18 protein-coding genes are annotated in these 22,738 nt (G+C 62.7%); 12 read left to right on the forward strand and 6 right to left on the reverse strand.

What is annotated here, in order from left to right; all coding sequences use genetic code 11:
- Positions 1-57: 57 nt before the first annotated feature.
- The 4 genes from ABZE94_RS02445 to rluB all read left to right on the forward strand — a co-directional run bounded on the left by ABZE94_RS02445 (position 58) and on the right by rluB (position 4,379).
- The gene (locus tag ABZE94_RS02445; RefSeq protein WP_372873945.1) at positions 58-1,272 is read left to right on the forward strand and encodes a tryptophan--tRNA ligase; all 1,215 of its coding nucleotides are present in this window, start codon (positions 58-60) and stop codon (positions 1,270-1,272) included.
- Positions 1,273-1,422: 150 nt separating this feature from the next.
- Positions 1,423-2,121 (forward strand): ScpA family protein, encoded by a 699-nt coding sequence (locus ABZE94_RS02450; protein ID WP_372873968.1) that lies wholly within the window; start codon positions 1,423-1,425, stop codon positions 2,119-2,121.
- A gap of 2 nt (positions 2,122-2,123) precedes the next feature.
- A complete protein-coding gene (gene scpB, locus ABZE94_RS02455; protein WP_372873946.1) occupies positions 2,124-2,906 on the forward strand; it encodes an SMC-Scp complex subunit ScpB in 783 nt (260 codons plus the stop codon).
- A 186-nt stretch (positions 2,907-3,092) separates the two neighbouring features.
- Positions 3,093-4,379, forward strand: a complete 1,287-nt coding sequence (gene rluB / locus ABZE94_RS02460; protein ID WP_372873947.1) for a 23S rRNA pseudouridine(2605) synthase RluB — start codon at positions 3,093-3,095, stop codon at positions 4,377-4,379.
- A gap of 117 nt (positions 4,380-4,496) precedes the next feature.
- On the opposite strand, the gene ABZE94_RS02465 is transcribed toward rluB, so the two are convergent.
- From ABZE94_RS02465 to ABZE94_RS02485, 5 genes are all read right to left on the reverse strand, one after another.
- Entirely contained in the window at positions 4,497-5,423 is a 927-nt protein-coding gene (locus ABZE94_RS02465) for a GGDEF domain-containing protein (RefSeq protein ID WP_372873948.1), read from the reverse strand.
- A 226-nt stretch (positions 5,424-5,649) separates the two neighbouring features.
- A complete protein-coding gene (locus tag ABZE94_RS02470; protein WP_372873949.1) occupies positions 5,650-6,390 on the reverse strand; it encodes a YciK family oxidoreductase in 741 nt (246 codons plus the stop codon).
- Positions 6,391-6,549: 159 nt separating this feature from the next.
- The gene (gene mupP, locus ABZE94_RS02475; protein WP_372873950.1) at positions 6,550-7,221 is read right to left on the reverse strand and encodes an N-acetylmuramic acid 6-phosphate phosphatase MupP; all 672 of its coding nucleotides are present in this window, start codon (positions 7,219-7,221) and stop codon (positions 6,550-6,552) included.
- Positions 7,221-7,919, reverse strand: coding sequence for a bifunctional 2-polyprenyl-6-hydroxyphenol methylase/3-demethylubiquinol 3-O-methyltransferase UbiG (gene ubiG, locus ABZE94_RS02480; RefSeq protein ID WP_372873951.1), 699 nt, complete (start codon positions 7,917-7,919; stop codon positions 7,221-7,223). Before ubiG ends, mupP begins: the two co-directional genes overlap by 1 nt.
- A 184-nt stretch (positions 7,920-8,103) precedes the next feature.
- On the reverse strand, positions 8,104-9,426 hold the full coding sequence (locus ABZE94_RS02485) for a TRZ/ATZ family hydrolase (RefSeq protein WP_372873952.1): 1,323 nt from the start codon (positions 9,424-9,426) through the stop codon (positions 8,104-8,106).
- 228 nt (positions 9,427-9,654) lie between these two features.
- On the opposite strand from ABZE94_RS02485, the gene mtnA reads away from it, so the two are divergent.
- The 8 genes from mtnA to rpsA all read left to right on the forward strand — a co-directional run bounded on the left by mtnA (position 9,655) and on the right by rpsA (position 22,092).
- Positions 9,655-10,731 (forward strand): S-methyl-5-thioribose-1-phosphate isomerase, encoded by a 1,077-nt coding sequence (gene mtnA / locus ABZE94_RS02490; RefSeq protein WP_372873953.1) that lies wholly within the window; start codon positions 9,655-9,657, stop codon positions 10,729-10,731.
- 244 nt (positions 10,732-10,975) lie between these two features.
- Positions 10,976-13,747, forward strand: coding sequence for a DNA gyrase subunit A (gene gyrA / locus ABZE94_RS02495; RefSeq protein WP_372873954.1), 2,772 nt, complete (start codon positions 10,976-10,978; stop codon positions 13,745-13,747).
- A gap of 95 nt (positions 13,748-13,842) precedes the next feature.
- Complete coding sequence (gene serC, locus ABZE94_RS02500) at positions 13,843-14,928, forward strand: 3-phosphoserine/phosphohydroxythreonine transaminase (protein ID WP_372873955.1); 1,086 nt, start codon at positions 13,843-13,845, stop codon at positions 14,926-14,928.
- Positions 14,928-16,034, forward strand: a complete 1,107-nt coding sequence (gene pheA, locus ABZE94_RS02505; protein ID WP_372873956.1) for a prephenate dehydratase — start codon at positions 14,928-14,930, stop codon at positions 16,032-16,034. The genes serC and pheA overlap by 1 nt, the downstream gene beginning before the upstream one ends.
- Before the next feature lie 160 nt (positions 16,035-16,194).
- Positions 16,195-17,301 (forward strand): histidinol-phosphate transaminase, encoded by a 1,107-nt coding sequence (hisC, locus tag ABZE94_RS02510; protein WP_372873957.1) that lies wholly within the window; start codon positions 16,195-16,197, stop codon positions 17,299-17,301.
- Positions 17,302-17,345: 44 nt separating this feature from the next.
- A complete protein-coding gene (locus tag ABZE94_RS02515) occupies positions 17,346-19,568 on the forward strand; it encodes a bifunctional prephenate dehydrogenase/3-phosphoshikimate 1-carboxyvinyltransferase (protein ID WP_372873969.1) in 2,223 nt (740 codons plus the stop codon).
- Positions 19,565-20,254, forward strand: coding sequence for a (d)CMP kinase (cmk, locus tag ABZE94_RS02520; RefSeq protein ID WP_372873958.1), 690 nt, complete (start codon positions 19,565-19,567; stop codon positions 20,252-20,254). Before ABZE94_RS02515 ends, cmk begins: the two co-directional genes overlap by 4 nt.
- Positions 20,255-20,406: 152 nt before the next feature.
- Positions 20,407-22,092, forward strand: coding sequence for a 30S ribosomal protein S1 (rpsA, locus tag ABZE94_RS02525; RefSeq protein ID WP_172146096.1), 1,686 nt, complete (start codon positions 20,407-20,409; stop codon positions 22,090-22,092).
- Between the two features lie 223 nt (positions 22,093-22,315).
- Here the strand turns inward: rpsA and ABZE94_RS02530 are convergent, their stop codons facing one another.
- A complete protein-coding gene (locus tag ABZE94_RS02530; protein ID WP_372873959.1) occupies positions 22,316-22,642 on the reverse strand; it encodes a cyclic nucleotide-binding domain-containing protein in 327 nt (108 codons plus the stop codon).
- Positions 22,643-22,738: the final 96 nt, after the last annotated feature.

The raw sequence follows: 22,738 nt of genomic DNA on the forward strand, positions 1-22,738 counted from the left end.
GGCGGCTTCGGGCCTAGCTATACTTCGCGTCTTGTTGATTCGCTTAGGTAGCCTGGTTTGAGCCTTGTTGATTCCGAACGCCGCGTGCTGTCCGGCATGCGTCCCAGTGGCCGTTTGCACCTTGGCCATTATCATGGCGTGCTGAAGAACTGGATCAAGTTGCAGCACGAATACGAATGCTTTTTCTGTATCGCCGACTGGCACGCGCTGACGATCAACTACCAGGATGTCGGGCAGATCTCCCCGCATGTCATGGACATGGCGGTGGATTGGCTGGCTGCCGGGGTCAGCCCCAGTTCCGCGACCTTGTTCATCCAGTCGCAAGTGCCGGAGCACGCCGAGTTGCATCTGCTGTTGTCGACGATCTGCCCGCTCAGCTGGCTGGAGCGGGTGCCGTCCTACAAGGAGCAGCAAGACCGGCTGCCAGGCAGGGAACTCGCCACCTATGGCTTTCTTGGTTATCCATTGCTGCAGGCGGCGGATATCCTGCTGTATCGCGCCGGAGTAGTGCCGGTTGGCGCCGATCAATTGGCGCATATCGAATTCGCGCGCGAAGTGGCCCGGCGCTTCAATCATCTCTATGGCCGTGAGCCCGGCTTCGAGCTGAAAGCCGAGGCGGCGATCCGCAAGCTCGGCAAGAAAACCGCCACGCTCTACAACAATTTGCGCAAGGCGTACCAGCAGCAGGGTGACGTCGAGGCCCTGGAAACCGCCAGGGCGCTGCTCAAAGAGCAGCAGAGCATCACCATCGGCGACAAGGAGCGCCTGTTCGGTTACCTGGAGGGGGGCGGCAAGGTATTGCTGCCCGAGCCCCGGCCGTTATTCAGCGATGCGCCCAAGCTGCCGGGACTGGATGGCGGCAAGATGTCCGAGTCCAGCGGCAATGCAATTTTTCTGCGTGACAGCAGTGCCGAAGTCGAAGAAAAGATCAGGCGCATGCCCACCGATCCGGCGCGGGTGCATCGGGATGACCCCGGCGATCCTGCCCGCTGCCCGGTATGGCCGCTGCACGAGATTTACACCGGTGCAGAGACGCGTACTGCGCTGCAGCAAGGCTGCAAGAGCGCCGGTATCGGTTGCCTGGACTGCAAGGGGCCATTGATCGAGGCCGTGCAGAAAGAGCTGCAGCCCTTGCAGACGCGTGCCGCCGATTACCAGGACAACCCCGAGTTGCTGCGCCGCATCCTGGCCGAGGGCGCCGAGCGCGCGCGCATTGAAGCCCGGGAAACCTTGACCGAGGTGCGTTTGGCCCTGGGTCTGAATTACCGCTGAGCAGAGGCTCCGTAAATCGATATGCACAGTCAGTCACCTGAACCGCCCGCCGACGAGCAAGCGGGCGCCCAGCAAGAACTGCCGTTCGCGTTGGTATACGGCCGGGCGGTGACCGAGATGCCGCTGGATCTGTATATCCCGCCGGACGCGCTGGAGGTGTTTCTCGAGGCCTTCGAGGGCCCCCTGGACCTGCTGCTCTACCTGATTCGCAAACAAAATATCGATGTGCTGGACATTCCCGTGGCGGAAATCACCCGGCAGTACATGGGCTATGTCGAATTGATGCAGTCGGTGCGCCTGGAGCTGGCCGCCGAGTACCTGGTGATGGCGGCGATGCTCGCCGAGATCAAGTCGCGCATGCTCCTGCCACGGTCGAGCGAGGCCCCGGAGGAGGAAGACGATCCGCGCGCCGAGCTGATTCGCCGCCTGCAGGAATACGAGCGCTACAAGGCCGCTGCCGAAGGCCTGGATGGGCTGCCGCGGGTCGGCCGCGACCTGACGGTGCCGCGCCTGGAGGCGCCGCAGGCGCTGGCGCGCAAGCTGCTGCCGGAGGTCGCTCTGGAGGAGCTGTTGTTGTCGATGGCGCAGGTGCTGCGCCGCGCCGATATGTTCGAGAGTCACCAGGTCAGCCGGGAGACGCTGTCGACCCGCGAGCGCATGAGCGAAGTGCTGGAGCGCCTCAAGGGCGGGGCCTTCGTGCCTTTTGTCGAGCTCTTCACGGCCGAGGAGGGGCGTCTGGGCGTGGTGGTGACCTTTATGGCGGTGCTCGAGCTGATCAAGGAATCGCTGGTCGAGCTGGTGCAGAATGAAGCCTTTGGACCCATCCACGTGCGTGCGCGAGCCGAATGAGCATGAACCTGAGCAATCCCCGCGACCTGGCCAGCCTGCTGGAAGCCTTCTTGTTCGCCTCCGGCAAGCCGCAATCGCTGGAGCGGCTGTACGAGCTGTTCGAAGAGGCGGAGCGTCCCGAGCCTGCGGTGTTCAAAAAAGCCCTGGAGCGGCTGCGCCAGTCCTGCGAAGGGCGTGCCTTCGAGCTGGTCGAGGTGGCTTCCGGCTACCGCCTACAGGTACGCGAGACCTACGCGCCCTGGGTCGGACGCTTGTGGGAGGAGCGCCCGCAGCGTTATTCGCGCGCCATGCTGGAGACCCTGGCGCTGATTGCCTACCGCCAACCGATTACCCGCGGCGAGATCGAGGATATTCGCGGCGTGGCGGTCAACAGCCACATTGTCAAAACCCTGCTGGAGCGCGAGTGGATCCGTGTGGTCGGTCACCGCGACGTGCCGGGCAAACCGGCGATGCTGGCGACCACCAAGGCGTTTCTCGATCACTTCAACCTGAAGAGTCTCGACCAACTCCCCCCGCTGGCGGCCCTGCGTGAGCTAGAGCCCGAACCCATGCTGGCCTTCGATGACGAGCTTGCCGCGCCGCAAAGCCTGCAGGCCCGCGCCGACCTGGCGCTGGCCGATGAACCGATAGTGGAGGCGAGCGAGGAAACCAGCTTCGGCAGCCTGCTGGCCGAACTGGACTCCATGGAGCAGGGCTTGAAGACCGATTTCGATGATTTTTCCGTCGCCGACGGCGACGAACTGACCGAGGCGGCGGACGAAGAAGAACTGCCGCGTCATAGCTAGCCCGGATTGCATCCGGGCTGCGGCTAGCAATGCCGTTGTGGATGCACCGGCTGTCGAAAAGCCTGGGCATCGCTCGTCTGCCGGCTAGTCTAATGCCGTGCGGACAGATCGCGTTTCGCGTATGATCCGCGGCCATTCGACGACTTGCTGTCGTCCATCACTAGAGATACACCGGGAGGTGCCCAGATGAGTGAATCCGAAGAATACAGTCCAGCCGGCGAGAAACTGCAGAAAGTCATGGCGCGCATGGGCCTGGCTTCACGCCGCGAAATCGAAGGCTGGATCAGCGCCGGCCGGGTCAAGGTCAATGGTGCGGTTGCCGGCCTCGGCCAGCGTGTAGACCTGCACGATGCCATCGCCATCGATGGCCGTCTGATCAAGCGCGAAGAAGCCGCCGAAAGCGTGCGCCGCGTGATCATCTATAACAAGCCCGAAGGCGAGATCTGCACCCGCGACGACCCCGAAGGTCGCCCGACCGTGTTCGACCGCCTGCCGCGGCCGAAAGAGGGCCGGTGGATCAACATCGGGCGCCTCGACATCAATACCACCGGTTTGTTGATGTTCACCACCGACGGTGAACTGGCCAACCGCCTGATGCATCCCTCCTACCAGATGGACCGCGAGTACGCCGTGCGCGTGCGCGGCGAAGTCGACGAGGAGATGATCGAGCGGCTGAAAGCCGGGGTGATGCTCGAAGACGGCCCGGCCAAGTTCACCGATATCAAGGTGGCGCCGGGCGGTGTGGGCTTCAACCACTGGTATCACTGCGTGGTGATGGAAGGTCGTAACCGCGAAGTGCGCCGCCTGTGGGAATCCCAGGGCCTGGTGGTCAGCCGCTTGAAGCGCGTGCGCTTCGGGCCGGTATTTATCACCTCGGACCTGACCATGGGCCGCTGGCGCGAAATGAGCCAGCGCGAAGTGGATATTCTCAGTGAGGAAGTCGGTCTCAAGTCGGTCGCCTTGCCGGACATGAAAGAGAAGACCCGCGACAAGCTCGAGCGTCTGCAGCGCAAATCGGCCAAGCCGGTCGGTCGCGGCGAGCGTCCACAGCGCACTCTGCGTCCAGCCCATGGTGCTTCGGTGCCCGCTGAGCGTAGCGGTTCCGGGCGTACGCAGCGCGGCGAAGCTGGCGAGCGTGTCGTGCGCCCCCCGCGTGGCGAAGGTGGGGAGCGTGTTGTACGTACTCCGCGCAGCGAAGCTGGCGATCATGCCGTGCGTACCCCGCGCCCGCCACGCGCAGACAAGGGCCGTACGGAGCAGAGTCGTCCGGCTCCGGGCAAGGGGACGCCAGTCGCCGAGCGGCCGCGGGATGTCAACAAGAAGACTCCGAGCAAGTCCAAGCCTGTGCGTCCGGGCGTCGAGCTGAGCGAGCGCCCTGGGCGCAAGCCGGCCGCCCCAGCCAAGCGCCGCAGCCAGCCGGCGGGCGAAGGGCAGCGTCCAGGTTTTGGTCGTGGTGCGCGCAAGCCGCAGTAGTGGGCTGAGGTAGCGCGATCTTGGGATCGTAAAAAAGGGACTCGATTGAGTCCCTTTTTTATGGGCAGTGTCTAGTCCTGAAATAGGTTTACACCTTTTCAGGACTAGACACTGCTTTTAGCCGGCCATGCTCAGGCGATTGCGCCCTTCGCGCTTGGCTACATAGAGTGCGCTATCGGCGCGCCGCAACAGGCTTTCCGCCGACTCGCCCGCCAGCAGGCTGGCACAGCCGAGGCTGATGGACACCTCGATCGTTCGACCCTGGGCCAGGCATTGCAGTTCTTGCACGGCATGACGCAGGCGCTCGCCGACCATGGCGGCGGCTTCGCGGCAGGTTCCCGAGAGCAGTACGAGAAATTCTTCGCCGCCATAGCGGAACACCATGTCGACATTGCGCAGCTGGTTTTTCAGCGTGGCGGCCACGTCGATCAATACCTCGTCGCCGATGCTATGGCCGTGGTTGTCGTTGATCCGCTTGAAATGGTCGAGGTCGAGCATCAGCAGCGAGAGTGGTTGCTGGTTGCGTTGCGCCAGATCGATTTCACGCTGCAGAATCTGATCCATGGCAATGCGGTTGCCGGTGTTGGTCAGCGGGTCGCGCAGCGCGCTCTGGACCGCTGCGCGGTAGAGCAGGGCATTGCGCAGCGGGAACAGCAAGCTGGCCAGCAGGGACTCCAGTTGGCCGAGCTCCTCGTCGCTGAAGCGCTGCTGACGGCGGAAAACCAGTTCGCCGAGGTATTCGCCTTCATGGCTCAGTCGGTAACCGGCCGAGTGGCTGGCGCGTTCGCCCAGCTCCAGGCGCAGGTCGGCGGTCGGCTGTTGGTAGGTCAGGGCATTGAGCGGCACCAGGCTTTGCACGGCAGTGAAGAACAGCTTGAGGATGCGCTCGGCATCCAGGCTGGTCTGCAGCTGCATGCCGAGTTGCTGGCGCAGCTGGGCCAGGCTGATCGGGCGCAGGGACGGCGCGCGATTGCCGGAAAAGCCCAGGCGCTGAAGCTTGGCCGTATCGAAATTGATGGTGTTGGTCTGGCTGGGGGTAACCATAAATGCTGAGCCTCTGGCGCATTGATGCGGCAACACTGGCTATAGAGCGAATTTCATGCCAGAGGGTTCAGGAAATATGAAAATTATTTGAAGTCAGTCACTTACGCCGTTTTTTTGCGGCTAATGGCCAGTATCGGCAGTGCCGTTGCCGCAGCGGCCGGCAAACGGTTGCCGGTCGGTGGGTGTTTCGCCATTTTTCTGCCGCTTCGCTGGCCGATTGTCGGCATTACTGGGCGTCGAATGCCTGGCCATTGACGCCGCTGCTGTCGGGGCCCATCAGGTAGAGATAGACCGGCATTATGGCCTCGGGTAGCGGATTGTTCTCCGGGTTTTCACCTGGATAAGCCTGGGCGCGCATGTCGGTGCGGGTTGCGCCCGGGTTGACGCTGTTGGCACGTACCGGCGCCACGCCCTCGACCTCATCGGCCAGCACTTGCATCAGGCCCTCGGTGGCGAACTTGGAGACCGCATAGGCGCCCCAGTAGGCGCGGCCTTTGCGTCCGACGCTGCTCGAGGTGAATACCACCGAGGCATCGCTGGAGAGTTTCAGCAGCGGCAGCAGGGTGCTGGTGAGCATGAAGGTGGCGTTGACGTTGACCTGCATCACGCGCATGAAGTTGTCACCGGAGAGCTGCTCCAGCGGTGTGCGCGGGCCGACGATCGAGGCGTTGTGCAGCAGGCCGTCGAGCTTGCCGAATTCGCGTTCGATCATTGCGGCCAGTTCGTCGTACTGGTGTGGCAGGGCGGTTTCCAGGTTGAGCGGGATCACGGCGGGCTGCGGGTGGCCGGCGGCCACGATGCTGTCGTAGACCCGGTTGAGGTTGGCTTCGGTCTTGCCCAGCAGCAGCACGGTCGCCCCATGGGCGGCAAAGGTCTGTGCGGCGGCGGCGCCGATTCCGCGGCCGGCGCCGGTGACCAGTATCACCCGATCCTTGAGCAGGTCGGGGCGGGCAGAATATTGGAACATGGGGGCTCCTTCGGAGGATGGGTGGATCGGGCCGTGAAGGCCGGGCGCACTATCTAGGGCGGGTTAGCGCAGCGTGACCCGCCACAGTCGTTGTCGGTATCGCTGGCGGGTTACGCCGCTTCATGGCTAACCCGCCCTGCGGGTCTTGCAGCTGCTGCGTCAGCAGCCGCCCAGCGCCCGTTCGAGTACCGCTCGCAATTCCAGTGGGTGGTCGACCACCACGTCGGCGCCCCAGTTTCTCGGGTTGTCCTCCGGGTGAATATAGCCATAGGTCACCGCCGCGGTTCTGGTGCCGGCGGCGCGGCCCGACTCGATATCGCGCAGGTCGTCGCCGACGAACAGGACGCTGGTCGGGTCCAGGCCCAGCTGGCTGCAGGCAAGAGTCATCGGTTCCGGGTCGGGTTTGCTGTTGGTCACATGATCCGGGCAGATCAGGATGGCGGAGCGCTCGGCCAGGCCGAGTTGCTGCATGATCGGTTCGGCGAAGCGCAGCGGCTTGTTGGTCACCACGCCCCAGATCAGCTTGGCCTGCTCGATGTCGGCGAGCAGCTCCTGGATGCCGTCGAAAGGGCGGGTCAGCACCGCGCAGTGATCCTGGTAGCGCTCGAGAAACTCCAGGCGCAGCGCCTCGAACTGCTCGGCCAGTGGATCCATGGCGAAGCTCGCGGCGACCATGGCGCGGGCTCCGCCGGAAATCTGATCGCGGATCAGCTTGTCGTCCACGGCCGCCAGGCCGCGTTCGGCACGCATCGCCTGGCAGATGGCAATAAAGTCCGGGGCACTGTCGAGCAGGGTGCCATCCATATCGAAAAGAACTGCGCGCAAACGCATCAGGCCTCCTTGAGCGTCTGGATCATGTAGTTGACGTCGACATCCGCTTGCAGTTTGTAGTGTTTGGTCAGCGGGTTGTAGGTCAGGCCGATGATGTCCTTGACTTGCAGGCCGGCTTCGCGGCTCCAGGCGCCCAGCTCCGAGGGGCGGATGAATTTCTTGAAGTCATGGGTGCCGCGCGGCAGCAGGCGCAGCAGGTATTCCGCGCCTATCACCGCGAACATATAGGCCTTGGGGTTGCGGTTGATGGTGGAGAAGAATACCTGGCCGCCGGGTTTGACCAGGGTGTGGCAGGCGCGGATCACCGAGGCCGGATCCGGGACGTGTTCGAGCATTTCCAGGCAGGTGACCACGTCGAACTGCTCGGGCATTTCGCTGGCCAGGGCTTCGGCGGTGATCTGTCGGTACTGCACCGAGACGCCGGATTCCAACTGGTGCAACTGAGCCACGGCCAGGGGCGCTTCGCCCATGTCGATGCCGGTTACCTCGGCACCGCGCTGGGCCATGGCTTCGCTGAGGATGCCGCCGCCGCAGCCGATGTCGAGTATCTTCTTGCCGGCCAGGCTGACGCGCTCTTCAATCCAGTTGACCCGCAGTGGATTGATGTCGTGCAGGGGTTTGAATTCGCTTTCGCGGTCCCACCAGCGGTGGGCGAGGGCTTCGAATTTGGCGATTTCGGCGTGATCGACGTTGCTCATATTTTTCTCGGGTAAAAGCTGAAAGCGGGAGGCCTGAGGCGCGTTGCGCCATGTTGCCAGTTTCTCGCGGTGGAGTGGGCGCCTCTTGGCGCGCCAATATATGTCAGTTTGTCGCAGTCCGCAGGCGCCAGCTTGCCGGCAAGGACTGGGCGTCCCCTCGATTCCTGCCCGTTATCTATGTGTTCTATTGCTTGCCGGCGATCTTCGCTCCCCAGGCGCGGGCGTTGGCGATGATCCGTTGTTCGTCCAGGCGCGTCAGTCGGCCGCCGTCGAGCAGGTGCTTGCCGCCGACCCAGACATCCTCGACGCAGTCGCGGTTGCAGGTGTAGATCAGTTGCGAAACCGGGTCGTAGATCGGCTGCTGGGCCAGGCCAGACAGATTGAATGCCACCAGATCGGCGGCTTTGCCGACTTCCAGCGAGCCGATCCGATCGTCCAGGCCGAGGGCGCGTGCGCCATTCAGGGTTGCCATGCGCAGTGCCCGATGTGCGTCCAGGGCGCTGGCCGAGCCGGCCACGGCTTTGGCCAGCAGGGCGGCCGTGCGGGTTTCGCCGAGCAGGTCCAGGTCGTTGTTGCTGGCGGCGCCGTCGGTGCCGATGGCCACATTGATCCCGGCCTGCCAGAGCTGTTCTACCGGGCAGAAGCCGCAGGCCAGCTTGAGATTGGACTCCGGGCAATGGATCACGCTGCTGTTGCTGACCACCAGCAGCGCCAGATCCTCATCATCGATCTGGGTCATGTGCACGGCCTGGAAGCGCGGGCCGAGCAGGCCGAGTCGCGCCAGTCGCGCCAGCGGTCGCTCGCCATGCTGTTGCAGGCTCTGCTGTACCTCGAAGGCGGTTTCATGCACGTGCATATGGATGCCGGCATCCAGTTCCTCGGCGAGCAGGCGGATGTTCTCCAGCTTGTCGTCGCTCACCGTGTAGGGGGCGTGGGGGCCGAAGGCGACGCTCAGGCGCGGGTGATGCTTGAGGTCATCGAACAGCGCCAGCCCTTTGCGCAGGGCTTCGTCGGCATCGCGGGCGCCGGGAATGGGGAAATCCAGTACCGGAATGGTTATCTGGGCGCGAATGCCGCTCCTGTGCACCATCTCGCTGGCCACTTCGGGAAAGAAGTACATGTCCGAAAAGCAGGTGATGCCGCCCTTGAGTTGCTCGGCGATGGCCAGTTCGGTGCCGTCCAGGATGAACTGCTCGTCGACCCACTTGGCCTCGGCGGGCCAGATGTGTTGCTCCAGCCAGTTGTTCAGCGGCAACTCATCGGCCATGCCGCGGAACAGGCTCATGGCCGCATGGCCATGGGCATTGACCAGGCCCGGCGCCAGCAGTCGTCCGGGCAGTTCACGGACTTCCAGAGCCTTGTGCTTGAGCGCTTCGGCTCGCGGCGCGATCAGGGCGATGCGTCCGTCGCGGATGCCCAGGCCATGCTCGTGCAGCACCACTCCCGCAGGCTCGACCGGCACCAGCCAGGTTGGGAGTAGGAGGAGGTCGAGAGGGGCGTGGGGCATGCCTGGGCTTCCTGTGAGTATCTAAGAGGCTGAGTTTATAGGGGAACGGCGTGCGCTTGAAGCTGCGCAGCCAGTAAGTCGCAAAGGTAAGCGGCAAGTAAGAGCGAGAACGCGTGACGAGGCGCGGCTGTCGGCCCGGGAGCCGATTCGCTTGCAGCTTGCAGCTGCTTTTCTCTTGCCGCTGCTTCTCTGCGTATAATGCTCGGCTTTTTCGGGGCGGGGTGGGTCATGCGCGAGCAGTTGCTAGCGGCGGAGAAGGTTCAGGCCATTGATTGGCGCGATGGCACTCTGTATTTGCTCGATCAGCGTGTGTTGCCGTTCGAGGAAACCTGGCATGCCTGCCATTCGGCAGCGGCCGTAGCCGAGGCGATTCGCCTGATGGTGGTGCGCGGCGCACCGGTCATCGGTATCAGTGCGGCCTTTGGCGTGGTGCTCGGCGCGCGTGCGCGGCTGGCCGAGGGTGGGGATTGGCGTTCGGCCCTGGAGGCCGACTTCAAAGTGCTGGCCGACTCGCGACCCACCGCAGTCAATCTGTTCTGGGCGCTCAATCGAATGCGCGAACGCCTGGCGCGTATTAAGGAAGGTGACGATCCGCTTGCGCTGCTGGAGAGCGAGGCGCTGGGTATTCATCAGAGCGACCGTGAAGCCAACCTGACCATGGCGCAGCTCGGCGTCGACCTGATTCGCAAGCATCAGGGCAATCAGCAGAACCTGTTGACCCACTGCAATGCCGGCGCCCTGGCCACTGGCGGCTTCGGTACGGCGCTGGGGGTGATTCGCGCAGCCTATCTGGAAGGCTTGGTCGAGCGCGTCTATGTCGACGAAACCCGTCCCTGGCTGCAAGGTTCGCGCCTGACCGCCTGGGAGTTGGCTGGCGAAGGCATTCCGGTCAGCCTGAATGTCGATTCGGCCGCCGCGCACCTGATGAAGACCCGCGGTATCACCTGGATCATCGTCGGTGCCGACCGGATTGCCGCCAATGGCGATGTGGCGAACAAGATCGGCACTTACCAGTTGGCGGTCAATGCCATGCACCACGGCGTGCGCTTCATGGTGGTGGCGCCGAGCTCGACCATCGACATGGCGCTGGAAAGTGGCGACGACATCCCTCTCGAGGAGCGTGATGCCAGCGAGTTGCTGGAACTCAACGGGCAGCGTGTGGCGGCGGGGGTGGATGCACTCAATCCGGTATTCGATGTGACCCCGGCCGACCTGATCGATTTTATCGTCACCGAGAAGGGCGTGGTCGAGCGGCCGGACCTGGCGAAAATGACCAGGCTGATGTGCCGCAAGCGTCTGCATTGAGCGTGTCGCGGCTGGCCGGCGGGTGTTGCTGCGGCGGTTGGCTGGGGATAGGTGCGGGGCGCCGGTTGTGGTAATATTCGGCCGTTTTCAGGGGCGCTGGCAACGGTCGCCTTAACTGCGCAGATACATGGCATAACTCATTGATTTGTCGTGAGTCGCTGCTGGCCTAGGGCCGCGCGGCACGCTTCGCCTCGTTCGGGATGAATGGTGCGGAGTATCACCAGAAAAAGGAACCAGGCTACTCATGGGCGAACTGGCCAAAGAAATCCTCCCGGTCAATATCGAAGACGAACTGAAGCAGTCCTACCTCGACTACGCGATGAGCGTAATCGTCGGGCGTGCCCTGCCGGATGCGCGCGATGGCTTGAAGCCCGTGCACCGTCGGGTGCTCTTTGCAATGAGTGAGTTGGGCAACGACTGGAACAAGGCATACAAGAAGTCCGCCCGCGTGGTCGGTGACGTGATCGGTAAGTACCACCCGCATGGCGATACCGCGGTGTACGACACCATCGTGCGCATGGCTCAGCCCTTCTCCCTGCGCTACCTGCTGGTGGATGGTCAGGGCAACTTCGGTTCGGTGGACGGCGACAACGCCGCCGCCATGCGTTACACCGAAGTGCGCATGACCAAGCTGGCCCACGAGCTGCTGGCCGACCTGCACAAGGAAACCGTCGACTGGGTGCCGAACTACGACGGCACCGAGATGATTCCGGCGGTGATGCCGACCAAGGTGCCCAACCTGCTGGTCAACGGTTCCAGCGGCATCGCCGTGGGCATGGCCACCAACATTCCGCCGCACAACCTCACGGAAGTGATCAACGGCTGCCTGGCGCTGATCGACAACTCCGAGCTGACGGTCGATGAGCTGATGCAGTACATCCCGGGGCCGGACTTCCCGACCGCGGCGATCATCAACGGCCGCGCCGGCATCATCGAGGCCTATCGCACCGGTCGCGGGCGCATCTATATGCGCGCGCGGGCGATCATCGAAGACATCGACAAGGTCGGCGGTCGTCAGCAGATCATCGTCAGCGAGTTGCCGTACCAGCTGAACAAGGCGCGGCTGATCGAGAAGATCGCCGAGCTGGTTAAAGAGAAGAAGCTCGAAGGCATCACCGAGCTGCGTGACGAGTCCGACAAGGACGGCATGCGTATCGTCATCGAGTTGCGCCGCGGCGAAGTGCCGGAAGTGGTGCTCAACAACCTCTATGCCCAGACCCAGATGCAGAGCGTGTTCGGCATCAACGTGGTGGCGCTGATCGATGGCCAGCCGAAAGTCCTGAATCTCAAGGACATGCTCGAAGCCTTCGTCCTGCACCGACGTGAAGTGGTCACCCGGCGCACCGTGTTCGAGCTGCGCAAGGCGCGTGAGCGTGGGCACATCCTCGAAGGCCAGGCCGTTGCGCTGTCCAACATCGACCCGGTGATCGCCTTGATCAAGGCTTCGCCGACCCCGGCCGAAGCCAAGTCCGCGCTGATTGCCACCGCCTGGGAATCCACTGCGGTGGAAGCCATGGTCGAGCGCGCCGGCGCCGATTCCTGCCGTCCGGAAACCCTCGAACCGCAATATGGTCTGCGCGACGGCAAGTATTACCTGTCGCCCGAACAGGCCCAGGCCATTCTGGAATTGCGCCTGCACCGCCTGACCGGTCTGGAGCACGAGAAGCTGCTGGCCGAATACCAGGAAATTCTCACCCAGATCGGCGAGCTGATCCGCATCCTCACCAGCGCCGTGCGCCTGATGGAAGTGATTCGCGAAGAGCTGGAAGCGGTCAAGGCTGAGTTCGGCGATGCCCGCCGTACCGAGATTCTCGACGCCCGTCTGGACCTGACCCTGGGTGACCTGATCACCGAAGAAGAGCGGGTGGTGACCATCTCCCACACCGGTTACGCCAAATCGCAGCCACTGAGCGCCTATCAGGCTCAGCGTCGCGGCGGTAAGGGCAAGTCGGCCACCGGCATCAAGGATGAGGACTACATCGCTCACCTGTTGGTCGCCAACAGTCACTCCACTCTGTTGCTGTTCTCCAGCAAGGGCAAGGTGTACTGGCTGAAGACCTACGAGATTCCCGAGGCCTCGCGTGCCGCCCGTGGTCGTCCGCTGGTCAATCTGTTGCCGCTGGATGAGGGCGAGTACATCACCACCATGCTGCAGATCGATCTGGAAGCCCTGCAGCAGAGTGCCGGTGCCGATGACGAGCTGGACGACGCCGACGATGCGCTGATCGAGGGTGAGGTGGTCGAAGCCGACGAGGCGGTCGAGGCCGAGGAAATCGACGGCGAAACGGCGGAACTGGTGGCTGAACCCACCGGCGCCTACATCTTCATGGCCACCGCTTTCGGTACGGTGAAGCGGGCCCCGCTGGCGCAATTCAGCCGGCCACGTTCCAGCGGCCTGATCGCCCTGAAACTCAAGGAAGGCGACACCCTGATCGCCGCCGCCATCACTGACGGCTCCACCGAGGTCATGCTGTTCTCCGAGGCCGGCAAGGTGATTCGTTTCGCCGAGAGCGCGGTGAAGGTCAGGAACCGTGTCGCGGGAGGTATTCGCGGCATGCGGCTGGGCAAGGGGCAGCAGTTGATCTCCATGTTGATTCCCGAGTCGGGGGCGCAGATTCTCACCGCCTCCCAGCGTGGTTTCGGCAAACGCACGCCGTTGAGCAAGTTCCCCCGTCGCGGACGCGGCGGCCAGGGCGTGATCGCCATGGTCAGCAACGAACGTAACGGCAAGCTGGTTGGCGCCGTGCAGGTGTTCGACGACGAGGAAATCATGCTGATTTCCGACCAGGGCACCCTGGTGCGGACCCGCGTAGGCGAAGTCTCCAGCCTGGGTCGTAACACCCAGGGCGTGACCCTTATCAAGCTGGCCAAGGATGAAAAGCTGGTCGGTCTCGAGCGGGTGCAGGAGCCTTCGGCCGAGGACGACGAGGAGCTGCTGGAAGATGGGTTGCTGGAAGGCGATGCCGTCGAGGCTTCGGATGCTGCCGCTGACGAGAGTCCAGCCAGCGAAGAGTGATCGGCATGAGCGAGGCTGGACCTCGCTCGTTACAGCGTTGGATTCGACGACTGACCGGCAGTGGTCAGTCGTCCAACAATTGAGCGAGAGTGGATGTGAGCAAGCGAGCCTATAACTTCTGCGCCGGCCCGGCCGCGCTTCCTGAAGCTGTTCTGCAACGCGCCCAGGCGGAGCTCCTCGACTGGCAGGGTAAAGGCCTGTCGGTGATGGAGATGAGTCACCGCAGCGACGACTACATGGGCATTGCCGCCAAGGCCGAACAGGACCTGCGCGACCTGCTCGCCATCCCCTCCAACTATAAGGTGCTGTTCCTGCAGGGCGGCGCCAGCCAGCAGTTCGCCGAGATTCCGCTCAACCTGCTGCCGGAAGACGGCGTCGCCGACTATATCGACACCGGCATCTGGTCGAAGAAGAGCATCGACGAGGCGCGGCGCTATGGCAACATCAACGTCGCCGCCAGCGCCAAGCCCTACGACTACTTCGCCATTCCTGGGCAGAACGACTGGCAGCTGTCGAAAGATGCCGCGTACCTGCACTACACGCCGAACGAGACCATCGGCGGCCTGGAGTTCGACTGGATTCCCGAAGTCGCTGACGTGCCGCTGGTGGCGGACATGTCTTCGGACATCCTCTCGCGGCCGATCGACGTATCGAAATTCGGCCTGATCTACGCCGGTGCGCAGAAGAACATCGGCCCGTCCGGGCTGGTCGTCGTCATCGTCCACGAGGACCTGCTCGGCCGCGCCCGCAGCGTCTGCCCGACCATGCTCAATTACCAGGTCGCCGCGGACAACGGCTCGATGTACAACACCCCGGCGACCTTTTCCTGGTACCTCTCGGGCCTGGTGTTCGAGTGGTTGAAGGAGCAGGGCGGCGTCGAAGGCATGGAACAGCGCAACCGCGCCAAGAAAGAGCTGCTCTACGGCGCCATCGACAGCAGCGGGCTGTATAGCAACCCGATTGCGCTCAACGCCCGCTCCTGGATGAACGTGCCTTTCCGCCTGGCCGATGAACGCCTGGACAAGCCGTTCCTCGCCGGTGCCGAGGCCCGCAGCCTGCTCAATCTGAAGGGCCATCGTTCGGTTGGCGGCATGCGTGCCTCCATCTATAACGCCGTGGGCCTGGATGCCGTCGAGGCGCTGGTCGCTTACATGGCCGAATTCGAGAAGGAACACGGCTGATGACGGATGTAATCTCCGAACAGGAACTGCAAGCCCTGCGCCTGCGCATCGACAACCTCGATGAAAAAATCCTCGAGCTGATCAGCGACCGCGCGCGCTGCGCCGAAGAGGTGGCACGGGTCAAAATGCTCGCCTTGCCGCAAGGCGAGAAGCCGGTGTTCTACCGCCCCGAACGCGAAGCCCAGGTGCTCAAGCGCATCATGGAGCGCAACCAGGGGCCGCTGGGCAACGAGGAAATGGCCCGGCTGTTCCGCGAGATCATGTCCTCCTGCCTGGCCCTGGAGAACCCGCTGAAGGTCGCGTACCTCGGTCCGGAAGGCACCTTCAGCCAGGCCGCGGCGATGAAGCATTTCGGCCATGCGGTGATCAGCGTGCCCATGGCGGCGATCGACGAGGTGTTCCGCGAGGTGGCCGCCGGTGCGGTGAACTTCGGCGTGGTGCCGGTGGAAAACTCCACCGAGGGCGCGATCAATCACACCCTCGACAGCTTCCTCGAGCACGACATGGTGATCTGCGGCGAAGTCGAGCTGCGCATCCACCATCATCTGCTGGTCGGCGAAACCACCAAGGTCGACAAGATCACCCGCATCTATTCTCACGCCCAGTCCCTGGCCCAGTGCCGCAAGTGGCTGGATGCGCATTACCCGAACGTCGAGCGCGTGGCGGTGTCGAGCAACGCCGATGCGGCCAAGCGGGTCAAGAGCGAGTGGAACAGTGCGGCGATCGCCGGCGACATGGCGGCCAGCCTGTATGGGCTGAGCAAACTGGCGGAAAAGATCGAGGACCGCCCGGACAACTCCACGCGCTTCTTGATCATCGGCAGCCAGGAAGTGCCGCCGACCGGCGACGACAAGACCTCGATCATCGTCTCCATGCGCAACAAGCCGGGCGCGTTGCACGAGTTGCTGGTGCCGTTCCATAACAACGGCATCGACCTGACCCGCATCGAAACGCGCCCGTCGCGCAGCGGCAAGTGGACCTATGTGTTCTTCATCGATTTCGTCGGCCATCACCGCGATCCGCTGATCAAGGATGTGCTGGAGAAGATCAATCAGGAAGCCGTGGCGCTGAAAGTGCTGGGTTCCTACCCGAAAGCGGTACTTTAAAAGCAGTTACGGCCGCTTGGGTGATGCATGAGCGGGAGTGCTTTTTTGTAGGAGCGGCTTCAGCCGCGAAATTCGCGGCTTCAGCCGCTCCTACAGGGAAAGCAGGCCTTAAACCTGTGCAAAACCTGCTTGGGCGTAACCTGCAGTTCGAGGTTTTGCTATGACCGATTTCCTCGCCCTGGCCCAGCCAGGCGTGCAAAAGCTGTCGCCCTATGTGCCGGGCAAGCCGGTGGATGAGTTGGCCCGCGAGCTGGATCTGGATCCGGCCAGCATCGTCAAGCTGGCCAGCAATGAAAACCCGTTGGGCCCCAGCCCGAAGGTGTTGCAGGCGATTCGTGACGAGCTGGCCGAGCTGACCCGTTATCCCGATGGCAACGGCTTCGCCCTGAAAAGCCTGCTGGCCGAGCGCTGCGGCGTCCAGACCGGCCAGGTCACCCTGGGTAACGGTTCCAACGATATTCTCGAGCTGGTGGCGCGGGCCTATCTGGCGCCCGGTCTGAATGCGGTGTTCAGCGAGCATGCCTTTGCCGTCTACCCGATCGCCACCCAGGCGGTCGGTGCGCAGGGCAAGGTGGTGCCGGCCAGGGAGCATGGCCACGACCTGCAGGCCATCCTGGCTGCCATCGACGTCGATACCCGGGTGGTGTTCATCGCCAATCCGAACAACCCGACCGGCACCTGGTTCGGTCCGCAGGCGCTGGACGATTTCCTCGCCCGTGTGCCGGGCAATGTGCTGGTGGTTCTCGACGAGGCCTATATCGAGTACGCCGAAGGCGATGAGCTGCCGGACGGCCTCGATTATCTGGCCAGGTACGAGAATCTGCTGGTCTCGCGCACCTTCTCCAAGGCCTATGGCCTGGCGGCGTTGCGCGTCGGTTACGCCATCAGTTCGGCGCAGATCGCCGATGTGCTCAACCGTGTGCGTCAGCCGTTCAACGTCAACAGCCTGGCCCTGGCGGCCGCCTGTGCGGCGTTCGACGATGCCGAGTACCTGGCGCAGAGTCGTCGGGTCAATGCGGCCGGCATGGCGCAGCTGGAGGCGGGGTTCCGCGCGCTGGGGCTGGGCTGGATCCCGTCCAGGGGCAACTTCATCGCCGTCGACCTCGGTCGCGAGTCCATGCCGCTTTATCAGGCGCTGTTGCGCGAAGGCGTGATCGTGCGGCCGGTGGCCAATTACGGCATGCCGACCTACCTGCGTGTCTCCATCGGTTTGCCCGAAGAGAACGGCCGTTTCCTCGAAGCGCTGGCCAAGGTGCTGGACGCGTGAGCGAAGCGAAAAGCGCTGTCACCAAGGCGCAACCCTGTACGCCTATGATCGGCCGCCTGGTGGTGATCGGTCTCGGCCTGATCGGCGGTTCCTTCGCCAAGGGCTTGCGTGAGCGCGGCCTGTGCCGGGAAGTGGTGGGGGTCGATCTCGATCCGCAGTCGCGTCGCCTGGCCGTGGAACGGGGGGTGGTCGACCGCTGCGAAGAGCAGTTGGCCGCCGCCTGTCAGGGCGCCGAGGTGATCCAGCTGGCGGTGCCGATCCTGGCCATGGAAAAACTCCTGCTGGAACTGGCCAAGCTCGACCTGGGCGATGCGGTGCTCACCGATGTCGGCAGCGCCAAGGGCAATGTGGTGCGCGCCGCGCGTCTGGCCTTCGGCGAGATGCCTGCGCGTTTCGTGCCGGGCCATCCGATTGCCGGCTCCGAGCAAAGCGGGGTGGAGGCCGCCAATGCCGCGCTGTTCCGCCGGCATAAGGTGATCTTGACGCCGCTTGCGCAAACCGACCCGCAGGCCCTGCAGCTGGTCGACCGGCTCTGGCGCGAACTGGGGGCCAAGGTCGAGCATATGCAGGTCGAACACCATGATCAGGTGCTCGCCGCGACCAGCCATCTGCCGCATTTATTGGCGTTCGGTCTGGTCGACTCGCTGGCCAAGCGCAGCGAGAATCTGGAGATTTTCCGCTACGCTGCCGGCGGCTTTCGCGATTTCACGCGGATTGCCGGCAGTGACCCGGTGATGTGGCACGACATCTTTCTCGCCAACCGCGAGGCCGTGCTGCATACCCTGGATCTATTTCGCGGCGACCTCGACGCCTTGCGCGATGCGGTCGACGCTGGGGACGGCCATCAGCTGCTGGGGGTGTTTACCCGCGCTCGTGTGGCCCGCGAACATTTCAGCAAAATTCTAGCCCGACGGGCCTATGTGGACGCTATGCATTCGAATGATCTGATTTTTCTGGCTAATCCCGGTGGCAAGCTCTCCGGGCGGATTCGTGTTCCGGGCGACAAGTCCATCTCGCACCGCTCGATCATGCTCGGTTCGCTGGCCGAAGGCACGACCGAGGTCGAAGGCTTTCTCGAGGGCGAAGATGCCCTGGCCACCCTGCAGGCCTTCCGCGACATGGGGGTGGTGATCGAAGGCCCGCACCATGGCCGGGTGACCATCCATGGCGTCGGTCTGCACGGCCTGCAGGCGCCGCCCGGGCCTATCTACCTGGGCAACTCGGGTACTTCCATGCGCCTGCTCGCCGGCTTGCTGGCCGGGCAGTCGTTCGACAGCACCCTGACTGGCGATACCTCGCTGTCCAAGCGGCCGATGAACCGGGTGGCCCGGCCGCTGCGCGAGATGGGGGCGGTGATCGAAACCGCTGCCGAAGGGCGTCCGCCGTTGACCATTCGCGGCGGCCAGCGCCTGAGCGGCATGCACTACGAGATGCCGGTGGCCAGCGCCCAGGTAAAATCCTGCCTGTTGCTGGCCGGCTTGTATGCGGCGGGGCAGACCTCGGTGACCGAGCCGGCGCCGACCCGTGACCACACCGAGCGCATGCTGCGCGGTTTCGGCTACCCGGTGGCGGTCGAGGGCAGTACGGCCAGCGTCGAGTCGGGTCATAAGCTGACGGCGAGTCATATCGAAGTGCCGGCGGATATTTCCTCGGCGGCCTTCTTCCTGGTCGCCGCCAGCATTGCCCAAGGCTCCGAGCTGCTGCTCGAGCATGTCGGCATCAACCCGACCCGCACCGGGGTGATCGACATCCTCAGGTTGATGGGCGGCGATATCAGCCTGGAGAACCAGCGTACCGTGGGCGGCGAGCCGGTGGCGGACATCCGCGTGCGCAGCGCCAAGCTCAAGGGCATCGATATTCCGGAGCACCTGGTGCCGCTGGCCATCGACGAATTCCCCGTGCTGTTCGTGGCGGCTGCGTGTGCCGAAGGGCGTACCGTACTGCGCGGCGCCGAGGAGTTGCGGGTCAAGGAATCCGACCGCATTCAGGTCATGGCCGACGGCCTGCTGGCATTGGGCGTCAAGGTAGAGCCGACGCCGGACGGCATCATCATCGACGGGGCCGGCAGCGGCGGCGCTAGCATGGGCGGTGGCGAGGTCTGGAGCCATGGCGACCACCGGATCGCCATGGCCTTCAGCGTGGCATCGTTGCGCGTCACGGCGCCGATTCGTATTCATGATTGCGCCAATGTCGCGACCTCATTCCCGAACTTCCTCGCCCTGGCAGCGCAGGTCGGTATCCGTGTGGCTGAGGAGGCCGCGTCATGACTGCTCTGGCACCGATAGTCGCGATCGATGGGCCGAGCGGCTCGGGCAAGGGCACGATCGCCGGCCTGTTGGCCCAGAAACTGGGCTGGAATCTGCTGGATTCAGGCGCCCTGTATCGCTTGCTGGCCTTTGCCGCGCGCAATCATGGTGTCGACCTGACCAACGAGGAGGCGATGAAGGTGCTCGCCGCACACCTGGATGTGCAGTTCCTCGCCGGTGCCCAGGGGCAGGGGCAGCGGATCATTCTCGAGGGCGAGGAGGTCACCGAGGCCATCCGCAACGAGGGGATTGGCGCCGGTGCCTCGCAAGTGGCGTCGTTGCCCGCGGTACGCGAGGCCTTGCTGCAGCGTCAGCGGGCATTTCAGGAGATGCCGGGGTTGGTCGCCGATGGCCGTGACATGGGCACCGTGGTGTTTCCCGATGCGCCGCTGAAGATTTTTCTGACCGCCAGCGCCGAGGAGCGTGCTCGGCGACGTTACTTGCAGTTGAAGGCCAAGGGCGATGATGTTAATCTCGCGAGTCTTCTCGAGGAGATTCGGGCGCGTGATGAACGCGATACCCAGCGTGCAGTGGCTCCGCTCAAACCGGCGGCCGATGCGATCCAGCTGGATTCCACCGAACTTTCCATCGAGCAGGTAATGGGACGTATCCTGAGTGAGGTCGCCAATCGCGATCTTGTCGGATGACAAGAGCCCCGGCTGCTTTAAGTCGGTCAGCTCACAAGGAGGCATGCGGGAATCCAGTCCTAGACCCGTAGGCCTCTTTTTATATGAACGTACCCACATTGTCTGGAATGTGGTTTGGGCGGATTCCCCGCCCTGAATCTACAGGAATTAAAATGAGCGAAAGCTTTGCTGAACTGTTTGAAGAAAGCCTAAAAACCCTGAACCTTCAGGCTGGCTCGATCATCACCGCTATCATCGTCGACATCGATTACCAAGCTGGTTGGGTAACCGTTCACGCTGGCTTGAAGTCGGAAGGCCTCATCCCGCTGGAGCAGTTCCACAACGACGCTGGCGAGCTGACCATCAAGGTCGGTGACGAAGTTCACGTTGCGCTGGACGCGGTTGAAGACGGCTTTGGTGAAACCAAGCTGTCCCGCGAAAAAGCCAAGCGTGCCGAGTGCTGGATCGTTCTGGAAGCAGCTTTCGCCGCTGAGGAAGTGGTCAAGGGCGTTATCAACGGTAAGGTTAAAGGCGGCTTCACAGTCGACGTTAACGGCATCCGTGCGTTCCTCCCAGGTTCCTTGGTCGATGTCCGTCCGGTGCGTGATACCACTCACCTGGAAGGCAAAGAGCTCGAATTCAAAGTCATCAAGCTGGACCAGAAGCGCAACAACGTTGTCGTTTCCCGCCGCAGCGTGCTGGAAGCCGAGAACAGCGCCGAGCGCGAAGCTCTGCTGGAATCCCTGCAGGAAGGTCAGCAAGTCAAGGGTATCGTCAAGAACCTCACGGATTACGGCGCATTCGTCGATCTGGGCGGCGTCGATGGCCTGTTGCACATCACCGACATGGCCTGGAAGCGTATCAAGCACCCGTCCGAGATCGTCAACGTTGGCGACGAGATCGATGTCAAGGTACTCAAGTACGATCGCGAGCGTAACCGCGTTTCCCTGGGCCTTAAGCAACTGGGCGAAGACCCATGGGTTGCTATCAAGGCACGTTACCCGGAAGGCACCCGCGTCAATGCACGCGTAACCAACCTGACCGACTACGGCTGCTTCGCAGAGCTGGAAGAAGGCGTGGAAGGCCTGGTGCACGTATCCGAAATGGATTGGACCAACAAGAACATCCACCCGTCCAAAGTCGTACAGGTTGGCGATGAAGTGGAAGTTCAGGTTCTGGATATCGACGAAGAGCGTCGTCGTATCTCCCTGGGTATCAAGCAGTGCAAGACTAACCCGTGGGAAGATTTCTCCGGTCAGTTCAACAAGGGCGACAAGATCTCCGGCACCATCAAGTCGATCACCGATTTCGGTATCTTCATTGGTCTGGATGGCGGCATCGACGGCCTGGTTCACCTGTCCGACATCTCCTGGAACGAAGTGGGCGAAGAAGCCGTACGCCGCTTCAAGAAGGGCGACGAGCTGGAAACCGTTATCCTCTCCGTCGATCCGGAGCGTGAGCGCATTTCCCTCGGCATCAAGCAGCTGGAAGAAGATCCGTTCTCCGACTACGTTGCTGTTAACGATAAAGGCACCATCGTGCGCGGTATCGTTAAAGAAGTTGACGCCAAGGGCGCGATCATCACCCTGGCCGATGGCATCGAAGCGACACTGAAAGCCTCCGAAATCAGCCGTGACCGCGTTGAAGACGCGCGCAACGTGCTGAAAGAAGGCGAAGAAGTAGAAGCCAAGATCATCAGCGTCGATCGCAAGAGCCGCGTAATCAGCTTGTCGGTCAAGTCGAAAGACGTTGAAGACGAGAAAGAAGCCATCAAGGAAATGCGCAAGCAGGAAGTTGAAGCTTCCGGTCCGACCACCATTGGTGATCTGCTCCGTGCACAAATGGAAAAACAGAACTAAGTTCGGTTGATCCAAAAAAAGGGCGACTTCGGTCGCCCTTTTTTGTGCCTGGAATTTGCCCGCTCGCCACGGATTTGCATTGGCGTTGCCGGCGGTTGAAGGGCAGTCTGATTGTCGCGAAATATATAGTTAAGTATTTGAAAAATATGAATATTTTATCGTAGGTAACGGGGCTTCGGCGATTGTCGTCTAGGTGTTGGCCGCGTGCAGCCGGTGAATGCAATCATCCATAAAGCGACTCATGTCCCGGGACAGATTGATGAAAAAGATCCCGAACTGATTGCCATCCAGTTCCTGCAGCCTGGGCAGGGCGTGGCAGGGAATTTTCAATGCTATGCATTCGCTGCTCGCAACGCTGCTGAACAGTCGGGGGGCGCATCGCGAGTATCGCGGCAAAGCCGACGCTTTCTCCTTCGCAGGCCGTGTGGATGACCTCCCGGCCCGTCTCGCTATCCTGATAAATCTCCAGATGCCCCTTCAGGACGACATAAAAGCAATCGGCATGATCGCCTTGATGATAGAGCTGCTCGCCCTCTGTTAATTCGAGCAACTAACCCGCCGCCAGCACCTGTTTGATGAATTCGTTAGAGAGGGCGCCGAATGCGGACATTTGCCGGAACATCTCGGCGGGAAGGACCTCGTTGAG

Source organism: Pseudomonas sp. (assembly GCF_041601375.1).
Taxonomy (GTDB): domain Bacteria; phylum Pseudomonadota; class Gammaproteobacteria; order Pseudomonadales; family Pseudomonadaceae; genus Aquipseudomonas.